The sequence below is a fragment of the Streptomyces sp. NPDC002868 genome (genome assembly GCF_055563295.1).
Genome location: NZ_JBVHDR010000004.1, coordinates 372,063 through 398,856, shown reverse-complemented (window position 1 = coordinate 398,856; position 26,794 = coordinate 372,063). Strand labels below are relative to the sequence as shown.

19 protein-coding genes and 1 pseudogene are annotated in these 26,794 nt (G+C 70.2%); 9 read left to right on the top strand and 11 right to left on the bottom strand.

Annotated elements, in window-relative coordinates:
- Positions 1–254: 254 nt before the first annotated feature.
- Both ACZ3H8_RS15965 and ACZ3H8_RS15960 read right to left on the bottom strand, forming a co-directional pair.
- Positions 255–1,610 (bottom strand): flavin monoamine oxidase family protein, encoded by a 1,356-nt coding sequence (locus tag ACZ3H8_RS15965; RefSeq protein WP_467402000.1) that lies wholly within the window; start codon positions 1,608–1,610, stop codon positions 255–257.
- A 141-nt stretch (positions 1,611–1,751) separates the two neighbouring features.
- Complete coding sequence (locus ACZ3H8_RS15960) at positions 1,752–2,159, bottom strand: RNA-binding S4 domain-containing protein (protein WP_467401997.1); 408 nt, start codon at positions 2,157–2,159, stop codon at positions 1,752–1,754.
- 214 nt (positions 2,160–2,373) lie between these two features.
- Here ACZ3H8_RS15960 and ACZ3H8_RS15955 point away from each other — a divergent pair, with 214 nt between their 5' ends.
- Both ACZ3H8_RS15955 and ACZ3H8_RS15950 read left to right on the top strand, forming a co-directional pair.
- A complete protein-coding gene (locus tag ACZ3H8_RS15955) occupies positions 2,374–3,849 on the top strand; it encodes an APC family permease (RefSeq protein WP_467401995.1) in 1,476 nt (491 codons plus the stop codon).
- A 14-nt stretch (positions 3,850–3,863) separates the two neighbouring features.
- Positions 3,864–4,829, top strand: a complete 966-nt coding sequence (locus ACZ3H8_RS15950) for a hypothetical protein (protein WP_467401994.1) — start codon at positions 3,864–3,866, stop codon at positions 4,827–4,829.
- A gap of 27 nt (positions 4,830–4,856) precedes the next feature.
- Here the strand turns inward: ACZ3H8_RS15950 and ACZ3H8_RS15945 are convergent, their stop codons facing one another.
- Positions 4,857–6,923: a PhoX family protein gene (locus tag ACZ3H8_RS15945; protein WP_467401992.1), complete on the bottom strand. Its 2,067-nt coding sequence runs from the start codon at positions 6,921–6,923 to the stop codon at positions 4,857–4,859.
- Between the two features lie 272 nt (positions 6,924–7,195).
- On the opposite strand from ACZ3H8_RS15945, the gene ACZ3H8_RS15940 reads away from it, so the two are divergent.
- Positions 7,196–8,800 (top strand): VWA domain-containing protein, encoded by a 1,605-nt coding sequence (locus ACZ3H8_RS15940; protein WP_467401989.1) that lies wholly within the window; start codon positions 7,196–7,198, stop codon positions 8,798–8,800.
- Here the strand turns inward: ACZ3H8_RS15940 and ACZ3H8_RS15935 are convergent.
- Positions 8,797–9,912, bottom strand: coding sequence for a sensor histidine kinase (locus ACZ3H8_RS15935; RefSeq protein ID WP_467401986.1), 1,116 nt, complete (start codon positions 9,910–9,912; stop codon positions 8,797–8,799). The two genes, ACZ3H8_RS15940 and ACZ3H8_RS15935, sit on opposite strands and share 4 nt — an antisense overlap.
- Positions 9,909–10,562 carry a response regulator transcription factor gene (locus ACZ3H8_RS15930; RefSeq protein WP_467402305.1) on the bottom strand — a complete coding sequence of 218 codons (654 nt, stop codon included), beginning with the start codon at positions 10,560–10,562 and terminating at the stop codon, positions 9,909–9,911. Before ACZ3H8_RS15930 ends, ACZ3H8_RS15935 begins: the two co-directional genes overlap by 4 nt.
- A gap of 152 nt (positions 10,563–10,714) precedes the next feature.
- Between ACZ3H8_RS15930 and metG the strand changes: the two genes are divergently transcribed.
- Entirely contained in the window at positions 10,715–12,328 is a 1,614-nt protein-coding gene (gene metG / locus ACZ3H8_RS15925; protein WP_467401984.1) for a methionine--tRNA ligase, read from the top strand.
- Between the two features lie 81 nt (positions 12,329–12,409).
- On the opposite strand, the gene ACZ3H8_RS15920 is transcribed toward metG, so the two are convergent.
- The 3 genes and pseudogenes from ACZ3H8_RS15920 to aspS all read right to left on the bottom strand — a co-directional run bounded on the left by ACZ3H8_RS15920 (position 12,410) and on the right by aspS (position 16,390).
- Positions 12,410–13,180, bottom strand: coding sequence for a L,D-transpeptidase family protein (locus ACZ3H8_RS15920; protein ID WP_467402302.1), 771 nt, complete (start codon positions 13,178–13,180; stop codon positions 12,410–12,412).
- 416 nt (positions 13,181–13,596) lie between these two features.
- Positions 13,597–14,458 (bottom strand): annotated as a pseudogene (locus ACZ3H8_RS15915) (intradiol ring-cleavage dioxygenase).
- Between the two features lie 150 nt (positions 14,459–14,608).
- A complete protein-coding gene (gene aspS, locus ACZ3H8_RS15910; protein ID WP_467401982.1) occupies positions 14,609–16,390 on the bottom strand; it encodes an aspartate--tRNA ligase in 1,782 nt (593 codons plus the stop codon).
- Between the two features lie 138 nt (positions 16,391–16,528).
- Between aspS and ACZ3H8_RS15905 the strand changes: the two genes are divergently transcribed.
- A complete protein-coding gene (locus ACZ3H8_RS15905; protein WP_467401980.1) occupies positions 16,529–18,643 on the top strand; it encodes an ATP-binding SpoIIE family protein phosphatase in 2,115 nt (704 codons plus the stop codon).
- On the opposite strand, the gene ACZ3H8_RS15900 is transcribed toward ACZ3H8_RS15905, so the two are convergent.
- Complete coding sequence (locus ACZ3H8_RS15900) at positions 18,598–19,662, bottom strand: AI-2E family transporter (protein ID WP_467401977.1); 1,065 nt, start codon at positions 19,660–19,662, stop codon at positions 18,598–18,600. The genes ACZ3H8_RS15905 and ACZ3H8_RS15900 overlap by 46 nt on opposite strands.
- A gap of 145 nt (positions 19,663–19,807) precedes the next feature.
- Here ACZ3H8_RS15900 and ACZ3H8_RS15895 point away from each other — a divergent pair, with 145 nt between their 5' ends.
- A complete protein-coding gene (locus ACZ3H8_RS15895; protein ID WP_467401975.1) occupies positions 19,808–20,674 on the top strand; it encodes a PP2C family protein-serine/threonine phosphatase in 867 nt (288 codons plus the stop codon).
- An 83-nt stretch (positions 20,675–20,757) separates the two neighbouring features.
- On the top strand, positions 20,758–21,756 hold the full coding sequence (locus ACZ3H8_RS15890) for an MASE1 domain-containing protein (RefSeq protein ID WP_467402300.1): 999 nt from the start codon (positions 20,758–20,760) through the stop codon (positions 21,754–21,756).
- Between the two features lie 70 nt (positions 21,757–21,826).
- Here ACZ3H8_RS15890 and ACZ3H8_RS15885 read toward each other — a convergent pair whose 3' ends face one another.
- Together ACZ3H8_RS15885 and ACZ3H8_RS15880 are read right to left on the bottom strand one after the other, a co-directional pair.
- Entirely contained in the window at positions 21,827–22,783 is a 957-nt protein-coding gene (locus tag ACZ3H8_RS15885; protein ID WP_467401973.1) for a pirin family protein, read from the bottom strand.
- A 122-nt stretch (positions 22,784–22,905) separates the two neighbouring features.
- The gene (locus ACZ3H8_RS15880) at positions 22,906–23,358 is read right to left on the bottom strand and encodes an SseB family protein (RefSeq protein WP_307662241.1); all 453 of its coding nucleotides are present in this window, start codon (positions 23,356–23,358) and stop codon (positions 22,906–22,908) included.
- Positions 23,359–23,487: 129 nt separating this feature from the next.
- On the opposite strand from ACZ3H8_RS15880, the gene ACZ3H8_RS15875 reads away from it, so the two are divergent.
- Together ACZ3H8_RS15875 and ACZ3H8_RS15870 are read left to right on the top strand one after the other, a co-directional pair.
- Positions 23,488–25,314, top strand: a complete 1,827-nt coding sequence (locus tag ACZ3H8_RS15875; RefSeq protein WP_467401970.1) for an acyl-CoA dehydrogenase — start codon at positions 23,488–23,490, stop codon at positions 25,312–25,314.
- 97 nt (positions 25,315–25,411) lie between these two features.
- The gene (locus tag ACZ3H8_RS15870) at positions 25,412–26,755 is read left to right on the top strand and encodes a M18 family aminopeptidase (RefSeq protein ID WP_467401968.1); all 1,344 of its coding nucleotides are present in this window, start codon (positions 25,412–25,414) and stop codon (positions 26,753–26,755) included.
- The last annotated feature ends 39 nt before the right edge of the window (positions 26,756–26,794 follow it).

Sequence of the window (26,794 nt, the reverse complement as noted above, 5' to 3'; positions counted from 1 at the left end):
CCGGGGCGGTCGGGATCACCGGGCAGTCAGAGTGACCGGGGCGGTCGGGATCACCGGGCAGTCAGAGTGACCGGGGCGGTCGGGATCACCGGGCAGTCAGAGTGACCGGGGCGGTCGGGATCACCGGGCAGTCAGAGTGACCGGGGCGGTCGGGATCACCGGGCAGTCGGAGTGACCGGGGCGTTCGCAGCGCCGGGGAGGCCGAACCCACCGGGCGTAGCGGGAGGCACGGCCGTCACGGCGGGCGTGGCCGATCACAGGGCTGCCAGCACCTCGCGGGCCGCCCGCTCGCCCGAGCGCACAGCCCCTTCCATCAGCCCGTGCATCAGCGTTGCCGTCTCCGTGTTCGCCCAGTGGATCCGCCCCACCGGCCGGCGCAGTGCCGGGCCGTAGTTGGTCAGCGCCCCGGGCGGGAAGTGACCCACCATCCCGCCCAGCGACCACGGCTCGGCGGACCAGTCGGTTTCCAGGTAGCCGGTGGGGGACTGAGCCCGCGGGCCGAACCGCTCGGCGAGCGCCTTCAGCCACGCGTCCCGCCGCTCCTTGGGCTCCAGGCGGCCCATCTCCAGGGCGCCGGGGCCGAACGCGAAGGTGCTGAGTACTCCCGGCCGTCCCGAACGCGGCGTCTGGTCGATGGTGACCGAGACGGGCGACTGGGGCGCCAGCGTCTGTCCCGACAGGCGCTGCTTCCGCCAGAACGGCTCCGGGTAGACCGTGTGCACCCGGATGACCGCCCCGGGCACCACCCGTTGCAGGAGGTGGTGGTGGTCGGCGGGCAGCGGCGGATCGAAGGCGATCCGGCCGGCCAGCAGGGGTGGCGTCGCCACGATCACCCGCCCCGCCCGCACGGTGAGCGCGTCGCAGCGGACCTCCACGTCCGTCCCGTTGCGCGTGATCTGCCGGACCGGGCAGGACAGATGAACCGCATCCCCCAGGCGCTCGGCCATCCGGCGGGCCAGCTCCGGCGCCCCGCCGTCCACCAGGTGGGTCTCGGTCCGCCGGCTGTCGGTGTAGTAGGTGAAGCCGCCGCCGCCGCGGGCAAGGACCAGCGCCCCCAGCAGTGAGACTTCCGCCGGGTCGGCACAGAACACCAGGTTCATCGACGCCCTGGCCAGGGTGCGGGCCGTGTCCGAGGGCACGTTGAGCGGGTTGGAGAGCCACTCCCCGAGCGTGCGGGCGTCCAGTGCCCGGGCGCCATGTGCCTGCCAGGGGGCGTCGGCCGGAAGCCGCCGCGCCATCCGGTCCAGGCGCATGAACGCCACGCCGAGGGAGGCGACCGCCGCCGGTCCGATCTTGGGGATCAGCCCCCGGTAGCGGTGGTTGACGCCGTCCAGGCGCAGGATCTGATCACCCTGCTCGTACTGCGGGTACACCTCCAGGCCGACCTCCCGGCAGAGGTCGAACATCCGCTCCTGGCCCTTGCCCAGCCAGGATCCGCCCGCCGAGATCACCGGGCCCTCGGGCAGCTCGCGGTTCCACACCCGCCCGCCGACCCGGTCCCGGGCCTCGAGCACCACCACCTCGCGGCCGGCCTGCGCCACCTGCCGCGCGGCGGCCAGACCCGCGAAACCCGCACCCACCACGCACACATCCGCATCCCGGCGTTCCATGGCTCACCTCCGGGGTGCAGCGTTCCCGCCCGCGGCCCGTCGCGCCCTGCGGGTCACCCAGCCGAGGATGATCAGAACCCGTCCGAGGGAGCCACCGGCCCCGGATGGCCCCACCCGCCCGGCCGGAGCGCACCGGTCCCGTCAGGTCCCGTCAGGTCCCGTCAGGTTCCCGCGCTGGAGGCGCTCCATCTCTCGCCTGTCCCTCTTCGTCGGGCGGCCCGCCCCCCGTTCCCGGACCGCCACCGGGGCCGTGAACTCCCTCGGCGGAGGCGGCGGGCTGTTGTCCACGTAGCACTGGGTCGCCACCGGTGGGCCGACCCGTTTACGGACAATCTTCGAGACGACCACCAGGCGTTCACGGCCCGCGTGGAACAGCCGCACCTGGTCCCCCGCCCGCAGCGTGTGCGCCGGCTTGACCCGTTCGCCGTTCACGCGGACATGTCCCGCCCGGCAGGCCGACGCCGCCTGCGAGCGGGTCTTTGTGAGCCGGACCGACCAGATCCATGCGTCGACCCGTACGGTCCCCTCGTCCGAAACCTCTGCAGCCATACACCGACTCTACGATTCGACCGCCTCCGAGGCGCAAGGACGCAAGGATCGCCACCCACGGCGCCCCCACCCCACCGCCGACGTTCATCCGACTACGATGCGCACGTTCTCCCTTTACGGAGGCCTTCACTCCGCAGCGGGCGTTCGTTTCTGAGATGCCGGCATATGTCGTGCGGCACAAGGGCATTCAGCACCAGGGCGTTCGGAGAATCCCATGCGCAACAGCTCCGGCAGAGGGCTACAGCCCAATGTCCTCGGCACGTTCGACACCATCGTGATGGCAATCGCGGGCAGCGCTCCCGCCTATTCCATCGCGGCCACCACCGCCGTACTCGTCGCGTCCGTCGGCCTCGCCGGACCCGCCGCGCTGCTCTACTGCGCCATACCCATGCTCGGCATCGTGCTGGCCTACAGCAGACTCGGCCGGATCGATGTCAACGCGGGCGCCGGCTACTCCTGGGTGGGCCGCACCCTCCATCCCTTCCTCGGCTTTCTGTCCGGCTGGGCGCTGGTGGTCTCCGCGACGATCTTCATGGTGGCCGGTTCGCTGCCGGCCGGTGCGATGACCCTCGGGCTCTTCGACCCCGCGCTCGCCGAGAACACCTTCCTCGCGACGGCCGTCGGCGCCGCCTGGTTCCTGGCGATGCTGCTCGTCGTACTCGGCGGGGCGCGGCTGACCGTACGGGCACAACTCCTCATGTCCGGCGTCGAGCTGCTGATCCTGCTGTTCTTCATCCTCGCCGCGCTGCTGCACAACGGAGCCGCCGCCGCCTTCGACTGGTCCTGGTTCGGCTTCTCGCACTTCGACGGACCGGCAGGATTCGCCTCCGGCGCGCTGGTCGCCGCCTTCTACTACTGGGGCTGGGACGTCACGAGCAACCTCAGCGAGGAGACCCGCGACAGCCGCCGCACCGCCGGACTCGCCGCGCTCGTCGGCGTAGGCGTCGTCTTCCTCCTCTTCGAGGCCTTCACGGTCGCGGTGAACGTGCTCCTGACCGCCGACGACATCAAGGCCGGCAGCGCCAACGTCCTCGGTGTGCTCGGCGATGCGATCTGGCCCGGCGTCGGCGGGAAACTGCTGGTCGTGGCGGTGCTGCTGTCCACCGTCGCCACCTTGGAGACCACCCTGATCCAGGTGACGCGGTCGCTGTTCGCGATGGGCCGGGACCGTACGATGCCCGCCGCGCTCGGCACCGTGCACCGCCGGTGGAACACCCCGTGGGTCGCGGTCGCCGTCGTCGGTGCGGTGGCGCTCGCGATGTTCGTCGCCTCCACCGCGCTCGGCTCGGTCGGCGATGTGCTGTCCGCCGCGGTCGCCGCCATCGGCCTGCAGATCGCGTTCTACTACGGGCTCGCGGGCATCGCCGCAGTCGTCGCGTACCGCAAAATGCTGCTGACATCCGTACGCGACTTCGTCCTCGGCGGCGTGTGGCCGCTGCTCGGGGCGGTGTTCATGCTCTGGATCCTCTTCGAGGCGCTGAGCGAGCTGAGCGGGGCCTCGATCGCGATCGGCATCGGCGGTCTTGCCGCCGGTCTGGTGCCGATGATCCTGTACTGGCGGCAGGGGAGTTCGTACTACCGTCCCGCCCGGCTGGACGCGACCCGCGCCGTCGCCGCCGAGGAGCAGTACGCCAACTCCGCTTCGCGGAATCCGGATTACGCCGACAAGTCGCTGGCCACGGACTTCTGAGGGAAGTGCCGCAGATGGCCGCCGCTCGCCGCCGTTTCGTACCGGACTTCGATCCCGCCCTCGGAGACCGGCCGCTCGCCGACGCCGTCCACGACATCGTCATCGGCCGCTGGCAGGGCGTACGGGATCTACTGCGCGCCACCGGCGACGACTGGCCGCTGCGCACCCACCGGCTGCGGCTGCTCGCGCACGCGGCGGCGGGCTCGTCGGCTGTGGAGACCTGGCGAGCGGCGGAGCCCGACAACCCGGACGCGGCGGTGCTGCGGGCGGCGACGGAGGTCGTACGGGTCTTCCACCAGGCGATCGAGGCGGGCCGCGGGGTCGGGCTCGACGAGGCGCGGCTCGATGTGGCGGTGATGGCCTGCCTGAGCGCGGCCGACGCGCGGCCGGCCGATCCGATGCCGTGGGTGTCGCTGCTGACGGTGGCGCGGCTGTACGAGACGGGGATTTCGCGGCGCGAACTGCGCTCCTGGTTCGACGAATTGCGCCGCCGCGACCCGTTCAACATCGAGGGCCATGTGCAGCTGCTGCGCTACTACTCGGCACGCTGGCACGGCACGCACGGCAGGATGTACGACTTCGCCCGCGACGCGGCAGGCGCGGCGCCGCCCGGGTCGCCACTGCCGGTGCTGGTGCAGATCGCGCGGGTGGAGGAGTACCGCTATGCCACCGAGGGTGTGCTGGGCCGGGCGCCGGTACGGGACTTCGGGCGGCACTGGCACCACGAGCTGGCGGTGACCGAGGTGCAGCGCACCTGGGAGCGCTGGATCGGCGGCCGGGCACAGGGCCCTGCCGTCCCGGAGGAAGTCGGTGAGCTGAACTATCTGGCGCACGCGGCCTGTTACGCGGGGCTGAGCGAGGAGGCCCGGCTGCTGTTCGAGCTGCTGGGGACGCGGGCGGCGCGGGTGCCGTGGTCGTACACGGGCGACGCGACGGAGGAATTCACGAGGTGGCGCGCACACGTGCGCGCCACCTCGTAAAGCTACGACTTGTACGACTTACACGCCTTACACGCCGATGTCGCGGCCGTCCTGGCGCCAGACGGAGACGACCGACGGACGGACGATCTTGCCCGGTCCGTCCGGCCACGCGCTCGCGGGCTTCTCGACGGACGCGCCGTCGATCTCGCCCGGGTGCTGGACCGCGACCAGAACGCGGCGGTCCTGGATGATCGGGCCGCAGGTCTCGGCGCCGGCCGGGACGGTCAGGAACTGCTTGAGCTCACCGCGCCGCTCGCCATGGGTCGCGACGCCGAACAGACCGTCGTGGGAGCCGAGCTGGTTGCCGTCCGTGGAGATCCACAGGTTGCCGTACGGGTCGAAGGCGACGTTGTCCGGGCAGGAGATCGGGCTGACCTTCTCCTTCGGGAAGCCCGCGAAGTACGTCGACTGGTCGTTCGGGTCGCCCGCGACCAGGAAGAGCCGCCAGGCGAAGCCGTCGCCGGCCGGGTCGTCCCAGTTCTCTGCGAGCTCCAGGATCTGGCCGTGCTTGTTGAGGTTGCGCGGGTTGGCCTCGTCCGCACCGGCCTTGCCGGGCTTGCCGCGGTCGGTGTTGTTGGTCAGCGCGACGTAGACGCGGCCGGTGCGCGGGGACGGCTCGACGTCCTCGGGGCGGTCCATCTTGGTGGCGCCCACCTTGTCACCGGCGAGGCGGGTGAAGATGTACACCTCTTCGGCGGACATGCCGGGGACGAACGACTTGTCGCCGCTGGCGAGCGGGATCCAGATGCCGCTGCCGTCGAACTCGCCGTCGTTCGGGAGCTTGCCGCTGCCGTCGATCTCGGTCGCCGGGCTGTCGCCGGTGAGCTTGGCGACGTAGAGCGTGCCCTCGTCGAGCAGCGTGCGGTTGTGCTCGCGGGCGGCCCGGCTGCCGCCCTTCTTCATCTGCTTCGACGAGACGAACTTGTAGAAGTAGTCGAAGCGCTCGTCGTCGCCCATGTAGACGACGGGACGGCCGTCGTCGGTCAGGCGGGGCTGCGCGGCCTCGTGCTTGAAGCGGCCGAGCGCCGTGCGCTTGCGCGGCGTGAAGTCCGGGTCGTACGGGTCGAGCTCGACGACCCAGCCGTGGCGGTGGGCCTCATTGGGCTCCTGCTTCAGGTCGAAGCGCTTGTCGAAGAGCTCCCACTTGCGCTCGGTCGCGCCGGTGCCGATGCCGTAGCGCTTGTCGGTGGCGCTGGAGCCATTGGCAAAGTACTGGTTGAAGTTCTCCTCGCCGTGGAGCGTGGTGCCCCAGGGGGTGGTGCCGCCGGCGCAGTTGTTGAGCGTGCCGAGGACCTTGGTGCCGGTCGGGTCGACGCTCGTACGCAGCAGGGCGCTGCCCGCGACCGGGCCGGTGACCTTGAACTCGCTGGTCGCGGTGAGGCGGCGGTTGAGCGGGTGGCGGCCCACCGGGGTGAGCTTGCCGCTGCGGTGCTCCTCCTGGACCACGACGACGGACAGGCCGTGCGCGGCCCAGGCGATCTCGACCTGCTCGCGGGTCGGATTGGCGGCGTCGTAGCCACGGAACATCAGGACTTCGTCCGTGTACTCGTGGTTGGCGACGAGGATCTGCCGCCCGTGCTCGCCGCGGAGGGGGAGCAGGGAGAGGAAGTCGTTGTTGTAACCGAACTGGCCTGCCTGCGCCTTGGCGGTCTGATTGTCGGCGTCGAAGGCGGGGGCGCCGCGGAGGATCGGGTCGCCCCACCGGATGACGACGTTCTGGGAGTAGCCGTCGGGGACGGTGACCTTGTCGTCCTTGTTGGGCGCGACGGCGGCGAAGCGGAGCCCGCGGGCTCCGTCGGGCTTGCCGGGCGTGTTTCCGTGACCGTCCGTGGTCGCGGGCGCGGCGACGGCCTGGTCGCCGCCCTGGCCGATGACGGCGGCGGTGCCGGCGGCAGCGGCGACGGTGACGACGGCGGCGGTGCGCATCATCGATCGTCTCGAGAGCGCGCCGGCTATGACGTCGCCGACGTACTCGTTGTCGCTGGTGTTGGGCACTTCGTGGAAGCAGGCGTCGCCGCAGCGGTAGCGGCAGGTGAGAGCGGAACGACCGCCCGGGTGGGTGTTCGAGTTCAACAGCGGCAGCAGTTTGCGCACTTCGTCCTCCTACGGCGCAGCCTGCGCCGACATGGTGTCGGAATATGTTCCGCCGCGACGTTAGGGGCGTACGTGTGCAATGCGGCAGCCGTGAAGTGAACGGGGGATGAATCCGGCGCGGCTGAGGCGGGGTTGACAACGAGGGCCTGCCCCTGCCGGGGTCACGGCCCGGTGGCCGGTAACCTTACGTGTCCGCCCTGGCCAGGACACCCTATGGACGCCCGGCCCAAGTGTGGACATTCACGCACTCACTCATGCGAAAGGCCTGGCCCATGGGCATTCGGAGCTTGCTGCGCAAGGTGTTTGGACGCGACCAATCGGAGCTCAACGAGTCGGCGGCAACCTCCGTCCCGCCCCAGACCGAACGCTCGGAGCCGCCCACAGCGACGGTCCCGGCCCCGTCCCCGGCGGAACGGGCGGCGGCGGACCTGGTCTCGGCGGCTTTCGACAACCCGGCCCCGAGGGGCGAGGGCGCGTCGGTTCCGGCACAGGCGTCGCCGGACAGGGTGCCGCCGAGCCCGACGGAGGCGGAGGCCGCTGCGGCTACCGCCGAGCCGGTTGTTGAGCCGGTTGTTGAGCCGGAGCCCACCGAGCCTGTGGCCCCCGCTGAGGCGGAGGTCGCCCAGGCGGAGGTCGCCCAGGCGGAGGAAACCGAGCCCGAGCCCGCGGCGGAGGCCACCGAGACCGGCCCCACGTCCGAGCCGGAGGCCGACGAGCCCGCAGCCGCTGAGGTGGCGTCGAAGGCCACGGCCGAGAAGACCGAGCCAACCACCACGGCGGAGCCGGAAGAGGAGACTGCGGCCCCCACCGCGGCGGAGGCCGATTCGGCCGCCGAGACCAGCACCGCGCCCGAGCCGGAGGCTGTTCCGGCGGAGCCGGAGAACGAGGTCGACGAGCCCGTGGCCGAGGAGGTCACTGCGGCATCTGCCGAGCCGGAGGCCACCCCGGCCGCCGAGGCCGACACCGAGCCCGAGGCGGAGACCGAAGCCCCTGCCGCTGCCGCTGAGGCGGAGACCGAGGCCCCTGCCGCTGCCGCTGAGGCGGAGACCGAGGCCCCTGCCGCTGCCGCAGCGGACGCCGAAGCCGAGGAGAGCACCCCGGCTCCCGCCGCCGAGGCGGAGCCGGAGACAGACGCACCCGACACCACGCCCCAGCCGAAGGCCGACGCGCCCGAGCCCGTCGCCGCGGCCGTCGTCGAGGTCGAGCCGAAGGCCGACGCAGACGCAGTCGCCGACATCCCGCCCCACCTCGCCCCCCACTACGCCGCCGCCGACGCCGCCCTCAAGCAGCGAGGGCTCACCGGGACCCGCGCGCGTGTCTACCTCGTGCTCGACCGGTCCGGGTCCATGCGGGCCTACTACAAGGACGGCAGCGCCCAGCACCTCGGCGAGCAGGCCCTCGCGCTCGCCGCGCATCTGGACGACGACGCCACCGTCAACGTCGTCTTCTTCTCCACCGAGATCGACGGCACCGGCGAGCTCACCCTCCCCGCCCACCAGGGACGGATCGACGAGCTCCACAACTCCTTCGGCCGCATGGGGCGTACGAACTACCACCTCGCCGTCGAAGAGGTCCTCGCCCTGCACGCCAAGGCCGACGCCGACACTCCCGCGTTCGTGATCTTCCAGACCGACGGTGCGCCCGAGTCCAAGACCGCCGCCACCGCCGCGCTCGCCGCGGCCGCCGACAAGTCGGCACGGGTCTTCTGGCAGTTCGTGGCGTTCGGCGAGCACGACGCGAAGGCCTTCGACTACCTCCGCAAGCTCACCGCCGACAACGCCACGGGCAACACCGGCTTCTTCCACGCCGGCCCCGCCCCCCGCGAGCTCACCGACGCCGAGCTGTACGAAGGGCTGCTCGCCCGCTGGCAGAGCTAAGCCACCGGCAGCGTCACGGTGACGGCCAGTCCGCCCTCAGGGCCGGGCTCGGCCGTCACCGTGCCGCCGTGGGCGTCGGCGATCGAGCGGACGATCGAAAGACCCAGCCCCGCGCCGGGCCCCATCCGGTCCCGCCCCTCCCCCCGCCGGAACGGCTCGAACAGCACCGGCACATCCTCCGCCGCCACGACCGGCCCGGTGTTCCGCACCGTCAGTACCCCGTCCGCACAGGCCACGTCCACCGTCCCGTCCGGCACGTTGTACGCCACCGCGTTCGCGACCAGGTTCCCCACCAGCTGGGCCAGCAGCAGCCGGTTCCCCCGCACCACCCCCGCCCCGCCGGAGCCGGACCCGACCGCCGCCTTCACCTCGTGGCGCGCCGCCTCCGCCGCCACGACCTCCCCCAGGTCGACATCCTCCCGCTCCGCAAGTCCCCGCTCGCTGCGCGCCAGCACCAGCAGCCCCTCGATGAGCCGCTCGCTGCGCCGGTTGTTGTCGAGCAACACCGTTTTCGTACGGGCCAGTTCCTCCGCCGAAGCCGACTCTTCGAGCCCCACCTGGATCGCCGTACGCTGCGTCGCCAGCGGCGTACGCAGTTCGTGCGACGCGTTCGCGATGAACCGCCGCTGGCTGTCGAACGCCATCTCCAGCCGCGCCAGCAGCGCGTCCAGCGTGTCCCCGAGCTCCTTCAGCTCGTCGTCGGGCCCGCTCGCCCCGATCCTCTCGTGCAGCGTCCGCTCCGACAGCCGCCGCGCCTTCGCCGTCATCGCGTGCACCGGCCGCAGCACCCGCCCCGCCGTCCACCACCCCACCGCGACCGCGCACAGCGCCGTCCCCAGCAGGGCGAACGCCGACCAGATCAGCATCTGCTGCCCCGCCGCGTCCCGGACGCTGTCGGTCAGCTGGACGACCGTGACTCCGCGCACGTCCGTCACCGGCGGCGCGGGAACTGCGCGCCGCCTTATCGCGGCGACCTCGTCCTCCGTACCGGCGCGGGAGAGCAGATTGACGATCCCCAGCAGCACACCGCCGAGCACCAGAAAGACCCCGCCGTAGACGAGCGCGATCCGCGTCCGGATCGTCGACCCGGGCCCCAGGTAAGGACGGCTCACAGCGCGTACCCCACACCCTGCACCGTACGGATCAGCGGCGGCTCCCCCAGCTTGCCCCGCAGCTTGCTCATGCAGACCCTCACCGCGCCCGTGAACGGATCCGCGTGCGCGTCCCACGCCCGCTCCAGCAGCTCCTCCGCCGAGACCGTCGCCCCGTCCGCCTCCAGCAGGATCTGCAGTACGGAGAACTCCTTCGGCGACAGATCCAGATCCCGCCCGTCCCGCTCGGCCGTCCGCCGCACCGTGTCGAGCCGCACCCCGTGCCGCTCCAGCAGCGGCGGCACCGTCCTGGCGCTGCGCCGGCGCAGCGCCCGCACCCGGGAGACCAGCTCGGGGAACTCGAAGGGCTTGCCCAGATAGTCGTCGGCGCCCAGGTCGAGGCCCTCCACCCGGTCCTCCATGGACGCGGACGCGGTCAGCATCAGGATCCGCGTGCGGGACGCGGACGCGACCAGCCTGCGCGCCACGTCGTCGCCGTGGACCCGCGGCAGATCGCGGTCGAGGACGACGACGTCGTAGTCGTGCAGCCCCAGATACGCGAGCGCGGCATCCCCGCTGTACACGGTGTCGACGGCGAATCCGGCCCGCCGCAGCCCGGTCGCGACCAGCTCGGCCAGGACTTCCTCGTCCTCGGCGACCAGTACCCGCATATTGCCGTCCCCCTGCTCCCGCTCCCCACGCACCCGCCGCGCCCGCCTCTCCGCCCAGGATGCGCCTTTCTACGGGACGAGATGTTTCGCAGACCTCTCCGCCCCCTTTAACCGGGTGAGTGGACCTTCCGCGGGCCGTTAGGATTTCGACCATGGCGGCCACTGGATCCGAGAAGCAGGGGGCGAAGGCGTACTACGTCTCGACCCCCATTTACTACGTCAACGACGCTCCTCACCTGGGCCACGCCTACACGACCGTCGCAGGCGACGTGCTCACACGCTGGCACCGTCAGCGTGGCGAGAAGGTGTGGTACCTCACCGGCACGGACGAGCACGGTCAGAAGATCATGCGCACTGCCGAGGCGAACGGCGTCAGCCCGCAGGAGTGGTGCGACAAGCTCGTCGAGGAGGCCTGGAAGCCCCTCTGGGAGCACCTGAACATCGCGAACGACGACTTCATCCGTACGACGGAGAAGCGGCACACCGACCGTGTGCAGGAGTTCGTGCAGGACCTGTACGACAAGGGCGAGATCTACAAGGGCGGGTACGAAGGCCCGTACTGCGTGGGCTGCGAGGAGTACAAAATCCCCGCCGATCTGCTCGACGGCGAGGGCGAGTACGCCGGGCAGAAGCTCTGCCCGATCCACAAGAAGCCGGTGGAGATCCTCAAGGAGGAGAACTACTTCTTCAAGCTCAGCGAGTACGGCCCGAAGCTGCTGGAGTTCTACGAGGCCAACCCCGGCTTCATCCAGCCCGAGTCCGCCCGCAACGAGGTCGTGAACTTCACCAAGCAGGGCCTGCAGGACCTCTCGATCTCGCGCTCGACGTTCGACTGGGGCGTCCCGGTGCCGTGGGACCCCAAGCACGTCATCTACGTCTGGATCGACGCGCTGCTCAACTACGCGACGGCGGTCGGCTACAACGAGAACCCGGCGAAGTTCGAAGAGACCTTCCCGGCCAATGTGCACCTGGTCGGCAAGGACATCCTGCGCTTCCACGCGATCATCTGGCCCGCGATGCTGATGGCGAACGGCCTGCCGGTGCCGGGTCGCGTCGCCGCGAACGGCTGGCTGATGGTCGGCGGCGAGAAGATGTCGAAGTCGAACCTGACGGGCATCAAGCCGCAGGACCTGACCTCGCACTTCGGCGTGGACGCGTACCGCTGGTACTTCCTGCGCGCGATCGCGTTCGGCCAGGACGGGTCGTTCTCCTGGGAGGACTTCACCGCCCGGTACACCAGCGAGCTCGCCAACGACTACGGCAACCTCGCGTCCCGTGTCGCGGCGATGGTCGGCAAGTACTTCGGCGGCGCGCTGCCGGAGGCGACGGCGTCCGGCGAGGCGGAGAAGGCGGTCCAGGCGGGACTCGCGAAGGCGGTTGCCGAGGCCGACCGGAAGATCGGCGAGGAGCTGGACTTCCAGGGCGGCATCCTGGCGGTCTTCGACTTCGTGAAGCAGGTCAACGGCTACATCACGGAGCAGGAGCCGTGGAAGGTCGCCAAGGACGAGTCCGAGGAGGGCCAGGCCCGTCTCGCGACGATCCTGTACACGGCGGCCGAGTCGCTGCGGGCGGTCGCGGTGCTGCTGAACCCGGTCATGCCTGAGACCTCGCAGGCCCTGTGGGACTCGCTCGGCGCGGAGGCGTCGCTGGGTGCCCTCGGTGACCAGCGGGTCCAGGACGCGGGCGAGTGGGGCAAGCTCCCGGCGGGCGTGACGGTGACGAAGGGCGCGGTGCTGTTCCCGCGCCTGGAGGAGAAGCCCGCGTAGTCAGGCGTACGAAAGGGGCCCCGGACCTGGTCCGGGGCCCCTTTCACGTATGTCAGCTCACGTATGTCAGCTTCACGTATGTCAGCGTCCCAGCGCCGCCGCGTCGCCCATCACCACCACCGGCCGCTTCGCCGGGTCGAGCCACCGCAGCAGCTGCTTCATCCGGGCGAGCGGCAGTGAGACGCAGCCCTGCGTGGGGCCCCCGTGGTCGACGTGGATCCAGATACCGCCGCCCTTCTCCGCGCCGAGCGGCCGGGTCCAGTCCAGTGGGCTGTTCCCTGGCTCGCGGTTGTAGTTGATGGCCACGACATGGTCGAAGGACCCCTCGAGAGACTCCCCCTCGAAGCCGGTGCCGGGGGCGTCGAAGACGGGTCCCTCGTCGTACGGGAGCTTCGTGCCGGGGTCGGGCAGCTTGCCGCCCGCGTCCGTGAGGCCGAAGACCCCGATCGGCGAGCGATTGTCGGCCGTGCGGTGGTCGTCGGTCCAGCCGAGCAGAGCGTTGTGCGCCGGCCACGGGTCGGAAACGGGCTTCCAGCCCCGGACGGGATCCCGCTCGTAGAGCATGGCGACGGACTGATTGGAGTTGGGGTGGTTACCGACCACCACGACCGCCTGCCGGTTCGCCTCGGTGATCTTGGCACGGGTCCGTGGTCCGAGGGAGGGGATCTCCTTCGGCAGGATGGTCTGCGCCTGGGCGCCGAGCTGCCCGGCAGGGCCCGACTTGGCAGCGTTGCTCGCGGGTCTCTTCGCAGCAGCGGGCGCAGTTTTGCCGGTATCGCCCGCGCAGCCAGTGAGCAGCAGACCAGCGACGGCCAGTGCGACCGCCTGGAACGGTCCTGTGCGGAGGGACATGTGCGGGCCTTTCAGTTCGACAGCGTGATGTGCTTCTTCGGGGTCGGCGTCGGGGTCGGGGTCGGGCTGGGGCGTCCTCGGCCGCCTCGTCATTGAATCGGACATATACGATCATCTGTCGCGTTTCGGTCACAACGCGTGAGGCGTCGCCGGAGACACAGAGGCTGACGTAGATCACTGAGTCCGGAGCGGCCGGGACTCCGCCGATCAACAGGACCGGCCGGCTGCGTCGCCGCGAAGCCCCGGGACACCGTCGGCCGGTTCTGCGGGTCGGCCGGCATTGCCAGCGCCTGCCGGCCCGCGGGCAGCCGAAGCGTGAGGCCCGCGTCGCCGGTCTGCAGCCACGTCACCCGCGGCACGCAAGAAGGGCCCCGGAACCGTTCGGTTCCGGGGCCCTACGACGAAGGGGGTGCGTGTCAGCCGGTGCCCTCGTGCGTATCGTCGGGGTCGACGCCGAGCGTGAGCGAGGCCTGAACTCCCCTGGCTATGCGGCCCTTCTTGTACTTCAGAGTGAGCAGGCCGCCCTCGGCCCCGTTGCCGGGGTAGATGGTGTCCTCTTCGAGCGTGGTGCGTTCCGTGGTGCTGGTGGAGTACGGCGCGACCTTCGCGGAGTCCAGCACCGCCTCCTCTGCGAAGAAGAGCTGCCCGGTGTGGCAGGTGTGGCCGCCCTCGTAACCGGCGCTCGTGAGCTTGCCGCCGACGTGGACCTTGGTGTGGATGTGGACGCAGCGCCCGCGGTACCAGCCCGGGAACACGGTGGTGAACTCCACGAACCCGTTCCGGTCGGTCAGCTGCGTGCGCGCAGATACCGCTTGTCGTCGGTGGGCTCCTCGTGCCCGCCAGCGCCGCCACCGGGCCCGCCGACGGCGGCACCCCCGTCGGCGTACCACTCGGCGCGCCGCTCGGAGGCGTACCGCCCCCACCCCCGCCACCCGTACTGAGATCCTCGTAGCCGGAGTAGATCCCCAGCGCATCGCAGTGCCAGATGTCGACGGCCGCCCCGCGCAACGGCTTGCAGGTGTCGGTGTCGATCACCTTGAGCCGGAGGGTCATCGGGATGCCCTCCCGGTCCTCGGTGATGTCCCGGCGGATCTTGTCCGCGTCGATGTAGTACGGACCTTCGGTCGTCTCCGAGGTAAGGCGGTAGCACTCCTCGCCCGCCCCGGAGGGCTTCTTCTCCGAGCTCTGCCCGGCCGACGCGGTGCCGACCACCGCACCACCGATGCCGATCGCTGCCACGGCCGCACCGCCCGCGACGATCAACCGACGCCGCGTCATGTCCCGTTTGTGAGCGGGTCCCTGGATTTCAGTCATGACCCCGGACGCTAGGGAGCGGACCTGGCAGGGGTGTGGGTGCGGCCTGTGAGTTCCTGTGAACGCCGAGGGGGCCCCGGGACCTTCCGGTCCGGGGCCCCCTCGGCGTACGTACTACTTCGCGGGCTTGTCCTTGTCCGCGACCGGCTTGCGGAGCGCGATGTTCAGCTCCCGCAGCCGCGCCTCGTCCAGCTCGGTCGGCGCGCCCATCATCAGGTCCTGCGCATTGCCGTTGAGCGGGAAGGCGATCGTCTCGCGGATGTTCGGCTCGTCGGCCAGCAGCATCACGATACGGTCGACGCCCGGCGCGATGCCGCCGTGCGGCGGGGCGCCGTACTGGAAAGCGCGGAGCATGCCGGAGAACTCGTGCTCGACGGTCTCCTTCGAGTAGCCCGCGATCTCGAACGCCTTGAACATGATCTCGGGCTCGTGGTTCCGGATCGCGCCGGAGGACAGCTCGACGCCGTTGCAGACGATGTCGTACTGCCAGCCCAGAATGTCCAGCGGGTCCTGGGTCTCAAGGGCCTCGAGGCCGCCCTGGGGCATCGAGAACGGGTTGTGCGAGAAGTCGATCCTGCCGGTCTCCTCGTCCTTCTCGTACATCGGGAAGTCGACGATCCAGCAGAACCGGAACACGCCCTCCTCGAAGTGGCCGGCGCGCTTGGCGGCCTCGACGCGGACCGCGCCCATGATCTTGGAAACCTCTTCGAAGTCGCCGGCGCCGAAGAAGACCGCATGGCCGGGCGCGAGGGAGAGCCGCTCGGTGAGGACCTTGACGTTCTCCTCGGTGAGGAACTTGGCGATCGGGCCGGTCAGCGAACCTTCCTCGCCCACGCGCACCCAGGCCAGGCCCTTCGCGCCGTGCTCGACGGCGAAGTCGCCGAGGCCGTCGAAGAACTTCCGCGGCTGGGAAGCCGTGTCCGGCACCGGCAGCGCGCGTACGTGCTTTCCGGCGAAGGCCTTGAACTCCGAGCCCTCGAAGACGTCCGTGATGTCGACGAGCTCCAGCTGGGCGCGCAGATCCGGCTTGTCGTTGCCGTACTTGAGCATCGACTCGCGGAACGGGATCCGCGGGAACGGCGAGGTGACGTGCCGGCCGCTGCCGAACTCCTCGAAGAGCTCGGTCATCAGCTTCTCGATCGGCTGGAAGACGTCCTCCTGCTCGACGAAGCTCATCTCGACGTCGAGCTGGTAGAACTCGCCCGGCGAGCGGTCGGCGCGGGCGTCCTCGTCGCGGAAGCAGGGCGCGATCTGGAAGTAGCGGTCGAAGCCGGAGATCATCAGCAGCTGCTTGAACTGCTGCGGGGCCTGCGGCAGCGCATAGAACTTGCCGGGGTTCAGCCGGGAGGGGACCACGAAGTCGCGCGCGCCCTCGGGCGAAGTCGCGGTGAGGATCGGGGTCGCCATCTCGTTGAAGCCGAGCGCGGTCATCTTGTGCCGGATGGCGGAGATGACGGCCGTACGCAGCATGATGTTGCGGTGCATGCGCTCGCGGCGCAGATCGAGGAAGCGGTACTCCAGACGGCGCTCCTCGTTCACGCCGTCGTCGGCGTTGATGGTGAAGGGCAGCGGCGCGGCCGCGCCGAGCACCTCGACCTCGGAGACCTCAACCTCGATCTCGCCGGTGGGCAGATCGGTGTTCACGTTCTCGGCGCCGCGCGAGACGACCTTGCCGTCGACGCGGACGACCGACTCTTTGCTGACCTTGTCGAGAGTCTCGTAGGCAGGGGTGCCGGGGCGGGCGACGAGCTGCGTGATGCCGTAGTGGTCGCGCAGATCGATGAAGAGGATGCCGCCCAGGTCTCGCCGATTGTGCAGCCAGCCGCTCAGCCGGACGTCGGCTCCGACGTCAGAGGCGCGGAGCTCGCCGCAGGTGTGGGACCTGTACCGATGCATCGTCGTTCATCCAGTCTTAGCGAATTTGAGAGGGGTGGGCCCGTCAAGGGTACCGGCCTGCCTCCGGACACCTCATTGACATACGCATGCCAGGACCCCGGCAGGTCGTCGCCATGAAGATCCGAATAAAGTGAGGCAATGCGCACCGAGGACCTCCTGGCCGCGATCGCGACCGGCCTGTGGCGGTGGGACAACGCATCCGGGACGGTGACCCTCGACGCCGAGGCCGCCCGGCTGCTCGGGATGCCGGGCGGACCAGGTGCCTTCCCCGAGTCCGCCGTGCGCTCCCGTTTCCACCCGGTCGACTGGAACGAGATCACCGGCATCGTCAATCTCGCGGTCGCCGAGGGGACCCTGGCCGAGGCCAGACTGCGGATCGTCGACGAGGCGGGCCATGTGCTCCGTACCGTACGCAGCCGCTCCAAGCCCTTCATCCGCGGCGCCGACTTCGAACTGGTCGGCATGGTCCAGGAGGTCGCCGAGCCGCAGCCGGGCACGACCGCCGCGCAGAGTCCGATCACCGGCGACTGGCGGCGCTCGCGCGAGGCGTTCCTGCTGGACGCGGGCCGGGCGCTGGCCGAGGCCCGCTCCACCGCGGAGGTGCTGCGGGTCGCCGCTTCCCTGTCCATGCCGGGCTTCTCGCCGGACGGCCTGGCCGTCTTCGGAGTGGCCGGCGATCGGCTCACGATCGTCGGGCACCACGGGCACCGGCCGGGAGACGACCACCCGTTCACCGACATGCCGCTGGACGCGGACTATCCGGCCGCCGAGGTGGTGCGCACCGGCCGGGCCTCCTATCTGCCGACGCCGCAGGAGTACCGCCGCCGCTACCCCACCAGCTGGCCGCTGGCCCAGAGCTTCGGCCGGCAGTCGTGGGCCTTTCTGCCGCTGATCGTCGCCGGGCGCACGATGGGCGCCTGGATGGCGGCGTTCAAGCACCCGGTCGCCTTCACGCCCGACGAACGGTCCGTGCTGACGACGGTCGCCAGGATGCTGGCGCAGGCGCTCGCCCGCGCCGAGGTCGCCGACTCCGAGCGGGAGCTGTCGCTCGGCCTGCAGCGCTCGATGATGCCGGTGCTCGGACCCGAGGTCCCGGGGATGTCGGTGGCCGCGCGGTACGTCCCGACGGGCGGCGGGCTCCAGGTCGGCGGCGACTGGTACGACGTGATCCCGATGCCGACCGGACGCGTCGCCCTCGTCATCGGCGACGTCCAGGGCCACGATGTGCGCGCCGCCGGACTCATGGGCCAGCTGCGGATCGCCCTGCGCGCATACGCCTCCGAGGGGCACCGGCCCGACGCGGTGCTCTCCCGCGCCTCCCGCTTTCTGCACGGGCTGCATGATTATTTCGGGGCGGACACGTACGAGGAGGGCGACCACTCCAGCCCGCGCTTCGCGACCTGCCTCTATCTGGAGGTCGACCCGCCCACCGGCCGCATCGAGATCGCCCGGGCCGGCCACCCGGAACCGGTGGTGCGGACCTCCGACGGCACGGTGCTGGTGCGGCCCACCGACGGCGGGCTGCCGCTGGGCATCGACCCGGACACGGACTATCCGACGACGCGGCTGGTGCTGGAGCCCGGCGAGACGCTGATGCTCTGCACGGACGGTCTCCTTGAGACCGGCGGGCACGATCTGGACACGGGGTGGGCCCGGCTGCGTACGGTCCTCGAGGATCACGCGGACCAGTCGCTGGAGGAGCTCGCCGACGCCCTCGTCCAGGCGGTGCACGGCCCCGCATCGCACTCCACCACCGGGCCGCTCGCCGACCGGCGCGAGGACGACATCGCGGTCCTGTTGATCTCCCGGGACGGCACACCGACGCTTCAGGCCCCGCGGCGCACAGCGATGAACGTGGCCCAGGCGGAGCCCGCGCGGATCGCGGCCGCCCGGCAGCAGTTGCGGGAGCTGCTGCACGACTGGACGGACGCGGAGCAGATCGACTCCGCGGTGCTGATGGTCTCCGAGATGGTCACCAATGTGCTGGTCCACACGGACGGGCACGCGCTGCTGGTGGCGGAGGTGGCCCGCGGGGATGCGGCACGGCGGCTGCGCGTGGAGGTCGCGGACACCAGCGACGAGCTGCCGCACAGACGGCGGCCCGGCGAGATGGCGTCGTCGGGGCGTGGCCTGCTGCTGATGGAGATGCTCGCGGACGCGTGGGGGGTGGATCCGCGGGGCGAGGGCAAGTCGATCTGGTTCGAGCTCTACGAGCCGACGGCCCCGGAGACGGATCCGGATCCGGCTGCGTAACGCGTCCTGAGCTCGCTGATCACGCCGAAGGCGGCGGCGGTGAGCGGTACGGAGAGGAGCATCCCGAGAATGCCGGCGACGGACGCCCCCGCGGTGATCGCCAGCATCACGACCGCCGGGTGCATCTGCACCGTACGGCTCTGAATCATGGGCTGGAGCACATGCCCCTCCAGCACCTGCACGGCCAGGACCACGCCCAGCACCCATAGCGCAATCACGAACCCGCGGTCCGCGAGCGCTACGAGCACGGCGACGGCGCCGGAGAGGAAGGCCCCGAGATAGGGGATGTACGCCGCGACGAAGACGAGCGCCCCGAGCCCGACGGCCCCGGGGACGCGCAGGATCAGCAGGCCGACGGTGATGCAGATCGCGTCGATGAGCGCGATGAACGTCGTCCCGCGCATGAACCCCTCGACGGACTTGAAGGCGCGGCGCCCCATGGCCTCGACGACATCCCCGCTCGTGCGGGGCACGAGGGACCGCAGAGCGCCCGCGGCCCTGTGCGAGTCCCGCAGAAAGAAAAAGCTGAGCAGCAGCGCCAGCACGGCGGTGGCGATCAGCCCGCCCACCACACTCAGCCCACTGATCACCCCGGACGCGGCGGTCCCGCCGAACTTCCCCACCAGTTCCCTCGAGTTGGCGGCGATGTCGTCGAGCGAGGTCCCGGCGGCCCCGAAGTACTGGGCGAGATCCTCGGCGGCCCGCCGCAGCGAGGAGATGATCTGGTCGCCGGTCTCGATCAGCGCGTTGACGATGATGTACATGGCCCCGCCGACGACGGCGACGACGGCGGCACAGGTCAGCGCGGCGGCGAGCGAGCGATTCATCCTCATCTTGACGAGCCACCGGTTCAGGGGCCCGAGAAGGGCGGTCCCGAGCAGCGCGAGCAGCACGGGCGTGACGGCGGTCTTGAACGTCACGACCAGCCACACGCCGACCGCGGCCACCCCGGCGACCAGCAGCGCGACCACGCACCAGGCGGCAAGGCGCCTCACGGGCTCGGGAAGAAGGGTCTGCACACCCCCACCCGACCACAGCGCCCGCCGCCCCGTCCCGCCCACCACGCCGGGCTCGCCCGGGTCGGGGCCAGGCGGGTGACACCCGGGCCTGGCGAGGCGAGGGCTAAGGTGACATAAGGAACAAACGGATTCTCCCGGAGCGGTCATGCGTGAACGCCGCACCTCCCCGTCCGACAGTGCGTCCGACAGCGCGTCCGACAGCGCGTCCGACAGCGCCCAGGAACTCCTGATCAACCTGGGGCGTCTCGTCGACCACGCCCTGGACCGGATCAAATACCAGCGGGCCCGGGTGGAGCTGGCCATGGCCCTGCAGCGCCACATGCTCCCGCCCACGCTGCCGAAGCTGCCCGGCCTGCGGATCGCGGCCCGGTACACGCCCTCACAGGACGGCCTGGACGTCGGCGGCGACTGGTATGACGCCTTCCCGATGACGGACAGGTCGGTCGGGATCGCCATCGGGGACGTGGAGGGCCACGACGTGGAAGCCATCGCTTTCATGGGGCAGGTCCGCACCAGCCTGCGGGCCCTCGCCGGCCCCACCACAGACCCTGGTGAGGTGCTGAGCCACGCCAATGACCTGCTGCTTTCGATGGGCTGCAACCGCTTCGCGACCTGCTGCTTTCTGCGTTTCGACCCGATCAGCGGCGATCTCGCCTTCTCCCGCGCCGGCCACGTCCCGATGGTCTGGGCGAGCGCCGACGGACGCTCCGGCATCGCCCTCGACCGTGGTGGCCCGCCCCTGGGCGTCGTGTCCGGCGAGCGGTATCCGGTCACCCGCCTCCGGCTGCGGGCGGCGGGATCCCTCGTCCTGCTCACCGACGGAGTCGTGGAGGGACCGGAGTACCCGATAGAGGAGGGGCTGGCAGAGGTGGCCCGGCTGGTTTGCGCCGGATTCGGCGACGACCCCGACGACCTGGCCGCCGAAGTGGTCAAAGTGGCCGATCTGACCGGTCACAGTGACGATGCCGCCGTCCTGGTCGTCCGCTACGGCGGATTCCCGGCGGCCGCCTAGCCGCCGACGCCGCGATGCTGCCGGACGGCTCAGCCGGAACGGCGCTTGTCCGTGCCGATACATAAGCTGGGCCGGTGACTGGCGTGGTGCGCAACGAGGAGATCCGGCGTCATGGTTCTGCCGCTCTCTGGATCCTCGCTGTCGCCGCCGTCTACTACGGATCGGCACAGTTGGGGCTCCTCCAGCAACTGGTGCGCGGCCAGGTCACGCCGCTGTGGCCACCGACCGGCGTGGCCGTGGCCGGCCTGCTCATCCTCGGTCTGCGGATCTGGCCAGGAATCGCGCTCGGCGCCTTCCTGGTCAACGTGTCCATCGGGCCGTCGCTCCTCGCCGTACTGACCATCACCGCGGGGAACACGCTCGCCCCGGTCTGCGCCTACCTGCTGCTGCGACGTGCGGGGTTCCACAACGAACTGGACCGGCTGCGGGACGTGCTGGTGCTGATCTTCCTCGGCGCCCTGGGCGCGATGCTGATCAGCTCAACCGTGGGCAGCGGTGTGCTGGTGCTCGCCGATGCGCTGCAGCCGAGCGACTTCTGGCCGACGTGGTCGGTGTGGTGGACGGGGGACGCGATGGGCGTGCTCGTGGTCGTACCGTTTTTGCTGGTCATCCGCACGGCCCGGTGGCCGCGGGCCCCCCTTGGCCGTTGGGCCGAAGCGGCGGCGCTCTTGCTGGGCACCCTGTCTGTCACGTATCTGGCGACGGGCACCAGCAGCGCTTCCCTGCTCTTCCTCGTCTTCCCGTTCTTGATCTGGGCCGCGCTGCGCTTCCAGCTGGCCGGCGCCGCGCCATGCGCGCTGGCCGTCTCGACGCTGGCGATTTTTGCCGCCGCCCGCCGAACCGGCCCGTTCGCCCATCAGGACCTTTTCGTGAACATGGTCACGCTCCAGGCGTTCAACGGCGTCGCGGCGCTGACGGCGCTGCTGCTCTCGGCGGTCATCATCGAGCGGAACCGAACCCACGAAGAGATCAGGCGGGTCTTCGCACAACTCTCCGAGATGGTGGCCCAGATGGAGCCACGCCCGGCCACGTACCAATGGCCGCCGCCCGATGACGACGAAGGACGGGACCGCGACCGCTGATTCGCGGGGGCGGGGCGCGTCCCCCGTGCGCCGCACCCCGTCAGCCCTTCGTACTCACGCACTCACGCACTCACATGCCGTGCACAGCGGGGATCGTGCCAAGGCGTCCCGCCTGGAAGTCCTCCACCGCCTGCTGCAGCTCCGCACGGGTGTTCATCACGAACGGCCCGTAGTGCGCCATCGGCTCCCGGATCGGACGCCCGCCCAGCAGCACGACCTCGAGGTCCGGGCTGTTCGAGTCCTGGGACTCGTCCGCGCGGACCGTCAGCGATCCGCCCGTCCCGAACACCGCCGTCTGGCCCATCCGGACCGGCCGCCGGTCGGTGCCGACCGCGCCGCGGCCCGCCAGGACGTACGCGAGGCCGTTGAAGTCCTCCCGCCACGGCAGCGTGATCTCCGCACCCGGCCGCAGCGTCGCGTGAACCATCGTGATCGGCGTGTGCGTGATGCCCGGGCCCTCGTGCCCGTCCAGCTCACCCGCGATGACCCGCAGCAGCGCCCCGCCGTCCGGCGAGGTCAGCAGCTGGACCTGGCCGCCACGGATGTCCTGGTACCTGGGCTCCATCATCTTGTCGCTCGCCGGGAGGTTCACCCACAGCTGGAGCCCGTGGAAGAGCCCGCCGGACGTGACCAGCGACTCCGGCGGCGCCTCGATGTGGAGCAGGCCAGAGCCCGCTGTCATCCACTGGGTGTCGCCGTTCCGGATGGTCCCGCCGCCGCCGTTGCTGTCCTGGTGGACGAACGTTCCGTCCATCAGATACGTGACGGTCTCGAAGCCGCGGTGCGGATGCCAGGGCGTTCCCTTCGGCTCACCCGGCGCGTACTCCACCTCGCCCATCTGGTCCATCATGATGAACGGGTCGAGGTACTGGTAGTTGATCCCGGCGAACGCACGTCGCACCGGGAAGCCCTCTCCCTCGAACCCGGCCGGCGCCGTGGTCACGGCGAGCACGGGGCGCGGCACAGCCCCGGCCGGCGCGGCTACGCGCGCCAGGGTGAGCGGGTTCTCGACAGTCACTGCAGGCATGACGGGACCTCCTTGTGCGACCAGTTTAGTTGAAGACTGAACTTCTTGCCACTGGAACGCGAGACGCCCGGGAGGAATTCCCCCCGGGCGCCCCTACACGCACCGCAAGCCGCCGGCCGCGTCTAGCCGTACATACGTCTCATCGCGAAGTCGACCATCTGCTCAACGGCCTTCGCATCGAAGACCATCCGGTGATCGCCCTCCATGTCGAGGACGAAGCCGTACCCGGTCGGCAGCAGGTCGATCACCTCGGCCCCGGTGATCACGAAGTACTTGGACTCCTTGCCCGCGTATCTGCGCAGCTCCTTGAGCGTGGTGAACATCGGGATGACCGGCTGCTGGGTGTTGTGCAGCGCCAGGAAGCCGGGGTTGTCGCCGCGCGGGCAGTAGACCTTCGAGGTCGCGAAGACCTGCTGGAAGTCCTCGGCCGACAGCGACCCGGTGGTGAAGGCCCGCACCGCGTCGGCAAGCGAAGGCGGCGACGGCTCGGGGTACAGCGGCTGCTCGCCGTAGGAAGGCTGCTGCGGCACATACTGCTGCTGCTGAGCGCCCGGGGTCTGGTCGTAGCCGTACATGCCCGCAAGAGTACTGAGTCACAGATGCCCCTTGGGGGTTGCATCTTATTACCGACGGGTAGCATCATCGAAGCTACTTACTGGTACGTGGACAAAAATCCGCCTCCCGATCCTTACGGAGCCGTCGCCATGGGGCACTACAAGTCGAATCTCCGCGACATCGAGTTCAACCTCTTCGAGGTCCTCGGGCGCGACAAGCTGTACGGCACCGGCCCGTTCGCGGAGATGGACGTCGACACCGCCAAGAGCATCCTCGACGAGGTCGCCCGCCTCGCCGAGAACGAGCTCGCCGAATCCTTCGCGGACGCCGACCGCAACCCCCCGGTCTTCGACCCTGAGACCAACACCGCGCCCGTTCCGGCGTCCTTCAAGAAGAGCTACCAGGCCTTCATGGACTCCGAGTACTGGCGTCTCGGCCTGCCCGAGGAGATCGGCGGCACGACCTCGCCCCGCTCCCTGATCTGGTCGTACGCGGAACTGCTGCTCGGCTCGAACCCGGCCATCTGGATGTACTCCTCCGGCCCGGCCTTCGCCGGCATCCTCTTCACCGAGGGCAACGAGGCGCAGAAGAAGGTCGCCGAGATAGCCGTCGAGAAGCGCTGGGGCTCCACCATGGTGCTCACCGAGCCGGACGCCGGCTCGGATGTCGGCGCCGGCCGCACCAAGGCCGTCCAGCAGGACGACGGCTCCTGGCACATCGAGGGCGTGAAGCGTTTCATCACCTCCGGTGAGCACGACATGGAGGAGAACATCCTTCACTACGTGCTGGCCCGCCCCGAGGGCCACGGCCCGGGCACCAAGGGTCTGTCCCTCTTCCTCGTGCCGAAGTTCCACTTCGACTGGGAGACCGGCGAGCTGGGCGAGCGCAACGGCGTGTACGCCACGAACGTCGAGCACAAGATGGGCCTCAAGGCCTCCAACACCTGCGAGATGACCTTCGGCGACCAGCACCCCGCCAAGGGCTGGCTGATCGGCGACAAGCACGACGGCATCCGCCAGATGTTCATGATCATCGAGTTCGCCCGGATGATGGTCGGCACGAAGGCGATCGCGACCCTCTCCACCGGTTACCTGAACGCGCTGGAGTACGCCAAGGAGCGCGTCCAGGGCCAGGACCTGGTGAACTTCGCGGACAAGACCGCACCCAAGGTCACCATCACCCACCACCCCGACGTGCGCCGCGCGCTGATGACGCAGAAGGCCTACGCCGAGGGCATGCGCGCCCTCGTGCTCTACACCGCGTCCGTCCAGGACGAGATCGCCGTCAAGGAGACCGCGGGCGAGGACACCAAGTCCCTTGTCGCGCTGAACGACCTGCTGCTGCCGATCGTCAAGGGCTACGGCTCGGAGAAGTCCTACGAGCAGCTCGCCCAGTCGCTGCAGACCTTCGGCGGCTCCGGCTATCTGCAGGAGTACCCGGTCGAGCAGTACATCCGGGACGCCAAGATCGACACCCTCTACGAGGGCACCACGGCCATCCAGGGCCAGGACTACTTCTTCCGGAAGATCGTCCGCGACCAGGGCCAGGCGCTGAACACCCTCTCCGAGGAGATCAAGAAGTACCTGGCGGTCGGCACCGGCGGCGAGGAGCTGGCCCCGGCCCGCGACGCGCTCGCCAAGGCCGCAGTCGACCTGGAGGCGATCGTCGGCACGATGACGAACGACCTCATAGCCACCGGCGAGGACGTCAAGAACATCTACAAGGTGGGCCTCAACACCACCCGCCTGCTGATGGCTTCGGGCGATGTGGTCGTCGGCTACCTGCTGCTGCGCGGCGCGGCGGTCGCGGCGGAGAAGCTCGAGACGGCCTCCGCCAAGGATGTGCCGTTCTACCAGGGCAAGATCGCGGCCGCGAAGTTCTTCGCCGCCAACATCCTGCCGGGCGTCTCGGCCGAGCGCGCGCTCGCCGAGACGGTGGACAGCTCGCTGATGGACCTGGACGAGGCGGCCTTCTAGTCGCCCCTGACGTCTGTGATGCGGCCCGCCCCCGGGGAGGGGGCGGGCCGCATCCATCTGTATGCCCACGGCGCACGTCCCTCGTTAAGGTGACTCCATGAGCAGCAGCGCACCCGCCCACCCGTCGCCCGCCACCACCCCTCCAGCGAGCGCTACGCGCACATCTTCGCCTTTCGATCGCGGACACACCGACGACCTCATGTCCTTCCTGGCGGCCGGGCCCTCTCCGTACCACGCCGTGGCCGCCGCCGCCGAGCGGCTGGAGAAAGCCGGCTTCCGGCAGGTGCTGGAGACCGATGCCTGGGAGGGGACGACCGGCGGCAAGTATGTGCTGCGCGGCGGGGCGATCATCGCCTGGTACGTGCCCGAGGGCGCCGGCGCCCACACCCCCTTCCGGATCGTCGGCGCGCACACCGACTCGCCCAATCTGCGGGTCAAGCCGATGCCGGACACAGGTTCGTACGGCTGGCGTCAGATCGCCGTCGAGGTGTACGGCGGGACGCTGCTCAACACCTGGCTCGACCGTGATCTGGGGCTGGCCGGGCGGCTCAGCCTGCGGGACGGTTCGCACCGGCTGGTGAATGTGGACCGGGCGCTGCTGCGCGTGCCGCAGCTCGCGATCCACCTCGACCGGCAGGCCAACGACGGTCTGAAGCTCGACCGGCAGAAGCACATGCAGCCGATCTGGGGGCTTGGCGATGTCGCGGAGGGCGATCTTATCCGCTTCCTGGAGCAGGAGGCGGGGATCGCGGAGGGCGAGGTCACCGGCTGGGACCTGATGGTGCACTCCATCGAGCCGCCCGCCCATCTGGGCCGGGACAGGGAGCTGGTGGCCGGGCCGCGGATGGACAATCTGCTGTCCGTGCACGCCGGGACAGCGGCGCTCGCGGCCGTGGTCGGCCGGGATCTGCCGTACATCCCGGTGCTCGCCGCCTTCGACCACGAGGAGAACGGCTCGCAGTCGGACACCGGCGCGGACGGTCCGCTGCTCGGCTCGGTGCTGGAGCGCTCGGTGTTCGCGCGCGGCGGCAGCTACGAGGACCGGGCGCGCGCGTTCGCCGGGACGGTCTGTCTGTCCTCCGACACCGGGCACGCCGTGCACCCCAACTACGGGGAGCGGCACGACCCGACGCACCACCCGCGAGTGAACGGCGGCCCGATCCTCAAGGTCAATGTGAACCAGCGGTACGCCACCGACGGCAGCGGACGCGCGGTGTTCGCCGCGGCCTGCGAGAAGGCGGGGGTGCCGTGGCAGACGTTCGTGTCGAACAACGCGATGCCGTGCGGCACGACCATCGGCCCGATCACCGCCGCCCGGCACGGCATCCAGACCGTGGACATCGGCGTCGCGATCCTGTCGATGCACAGCGCGCGTGAACTGTGCGGAGCGGACGACCCGTATCTGCTGGCGAACGCGCTGACCGCGTTCCTGGAGGGCTGAAGTCCCTTCACCGGGCGGCCTGTTGCGAAACATCCGCGA

What these genes read in the sequence shown, in the direction of transcription:
- ACZ3H8_RS15960 (WP_467401997.1), bottom strand. Translation starts at nt 2,159, where the DNA reads ATGGCTGCAGAGGTTTCGGACGAGGGGACCGTACGGGTCGACGCATGG.
- ACZ3H8_RS15920 (WP_467402302.1), bottom strand. Translation starts at nt 13,180, where the DNA reads ATGTCCCTCCGCACAGGACCGTTCCAGGCGGTCGCACTGGCCGTCGCT.
- ACZ3H8_RS15950 (WP_467401994.1), top strand. Translation starts at nt 3,864, where the DNA reads ATGGCCGCCGCTCGCCGCCGTTTCGTACCGGACTTCGATCCCGCCCTC.
- ACZ3H8_RS15880 (WP_307662241.1), bottom strand. Translation starts at nt 23,358, where the DNA reads ATGTACGGCTACGACCAGACCCCGGGCGCTCAGCAGCAGCAGTATGTG.
- ACZ3H8_RS15875 (WP_467401970.1), top strand. Translation starts at nt 23,488, where the DNA reads ATGGGGCACTACAAGTCGAATCTCCGCGACATCGAGTTCAACCTCTTC.
- ACZ3H8_RS15965 (WP_467402000.1), bottom strand. Translation starts at nt 1,610, where the DNA reads ATGGAACGCCGGGATGCGGATGTGTGCGTGGTGGGTGCGGGTTTCGCG.
- ACZ3H8_RS15870 (WP_467401968.1), top strand. Translation starts at nt 25,412, where the DNA reads ATGAGCAGCAGCGCACCCGCCCACCCGTCGCCCGCCACCACCCCTCCA.
- ACZ3H8_RS15885 (WP_467401973.1), bottom strand. Translation starts at nt 22,783, where the DNA reads ATGCCTGCAGTGACTGTCGAGAACCCGCTCACCCTGGCGCGCGTAGCC.
- metG (WP_467401984.1), top strand. Translation starts at nt 10,715, where the DNA reads ATGGCGGCCACTGGATCCGAGAAGCAGGGGGCGAAGGCGTACTACGTC.
- ACZ3H8_RS15930 (WP_467402305.1), bottom strand. Translation starts at nt 10,562, where the DNA reads ATGCGGGTACTGGTCGCCGAGGACGAGGAAGTCCTGGCCGAGCTGGTC.
- ACZ3H8_RS15940 (WP_467401989.1), top strand. Translation starts at nt 7,196, where the DNA reads ATGGGCATTCGGAGCTTGCTGCGCAAGGTGTTTGGACGCGACCAATCG.
- ACZ3H8_RS15905 (WP_467401980.1), top strand. Translation starts at nt 16,529, where the DNA reads ATGCGCACCGAGGACCTCCTGGCCGCGATCGCGACCGGCCTGTGGCGG.
- ACZ3H8_RS15895 (WP_467401975.1), top strand. Translation starts at nt 19,808, where the DNA reads ATGCGTGAACGCCGCACCTCCCCGTCCGACAGTGCGTCCGACAGCGCG.
- ACZ3H8_RS15955 (WP_467401995.1), top strand. Translation starts at nt 2,374, where the DNA reads ATGCGCAACAGCTCCGGCAGAGGGCTACAGCCCAATGTCCTCGGCACG.
- aspS (WP_467401982.1), bottom strand. Translation starts at nt 16,390, where the DNA reads ATGCATCGGTACAGGTCCCACACCTGCGGCGAGCTCCGCGCCTCTGAC.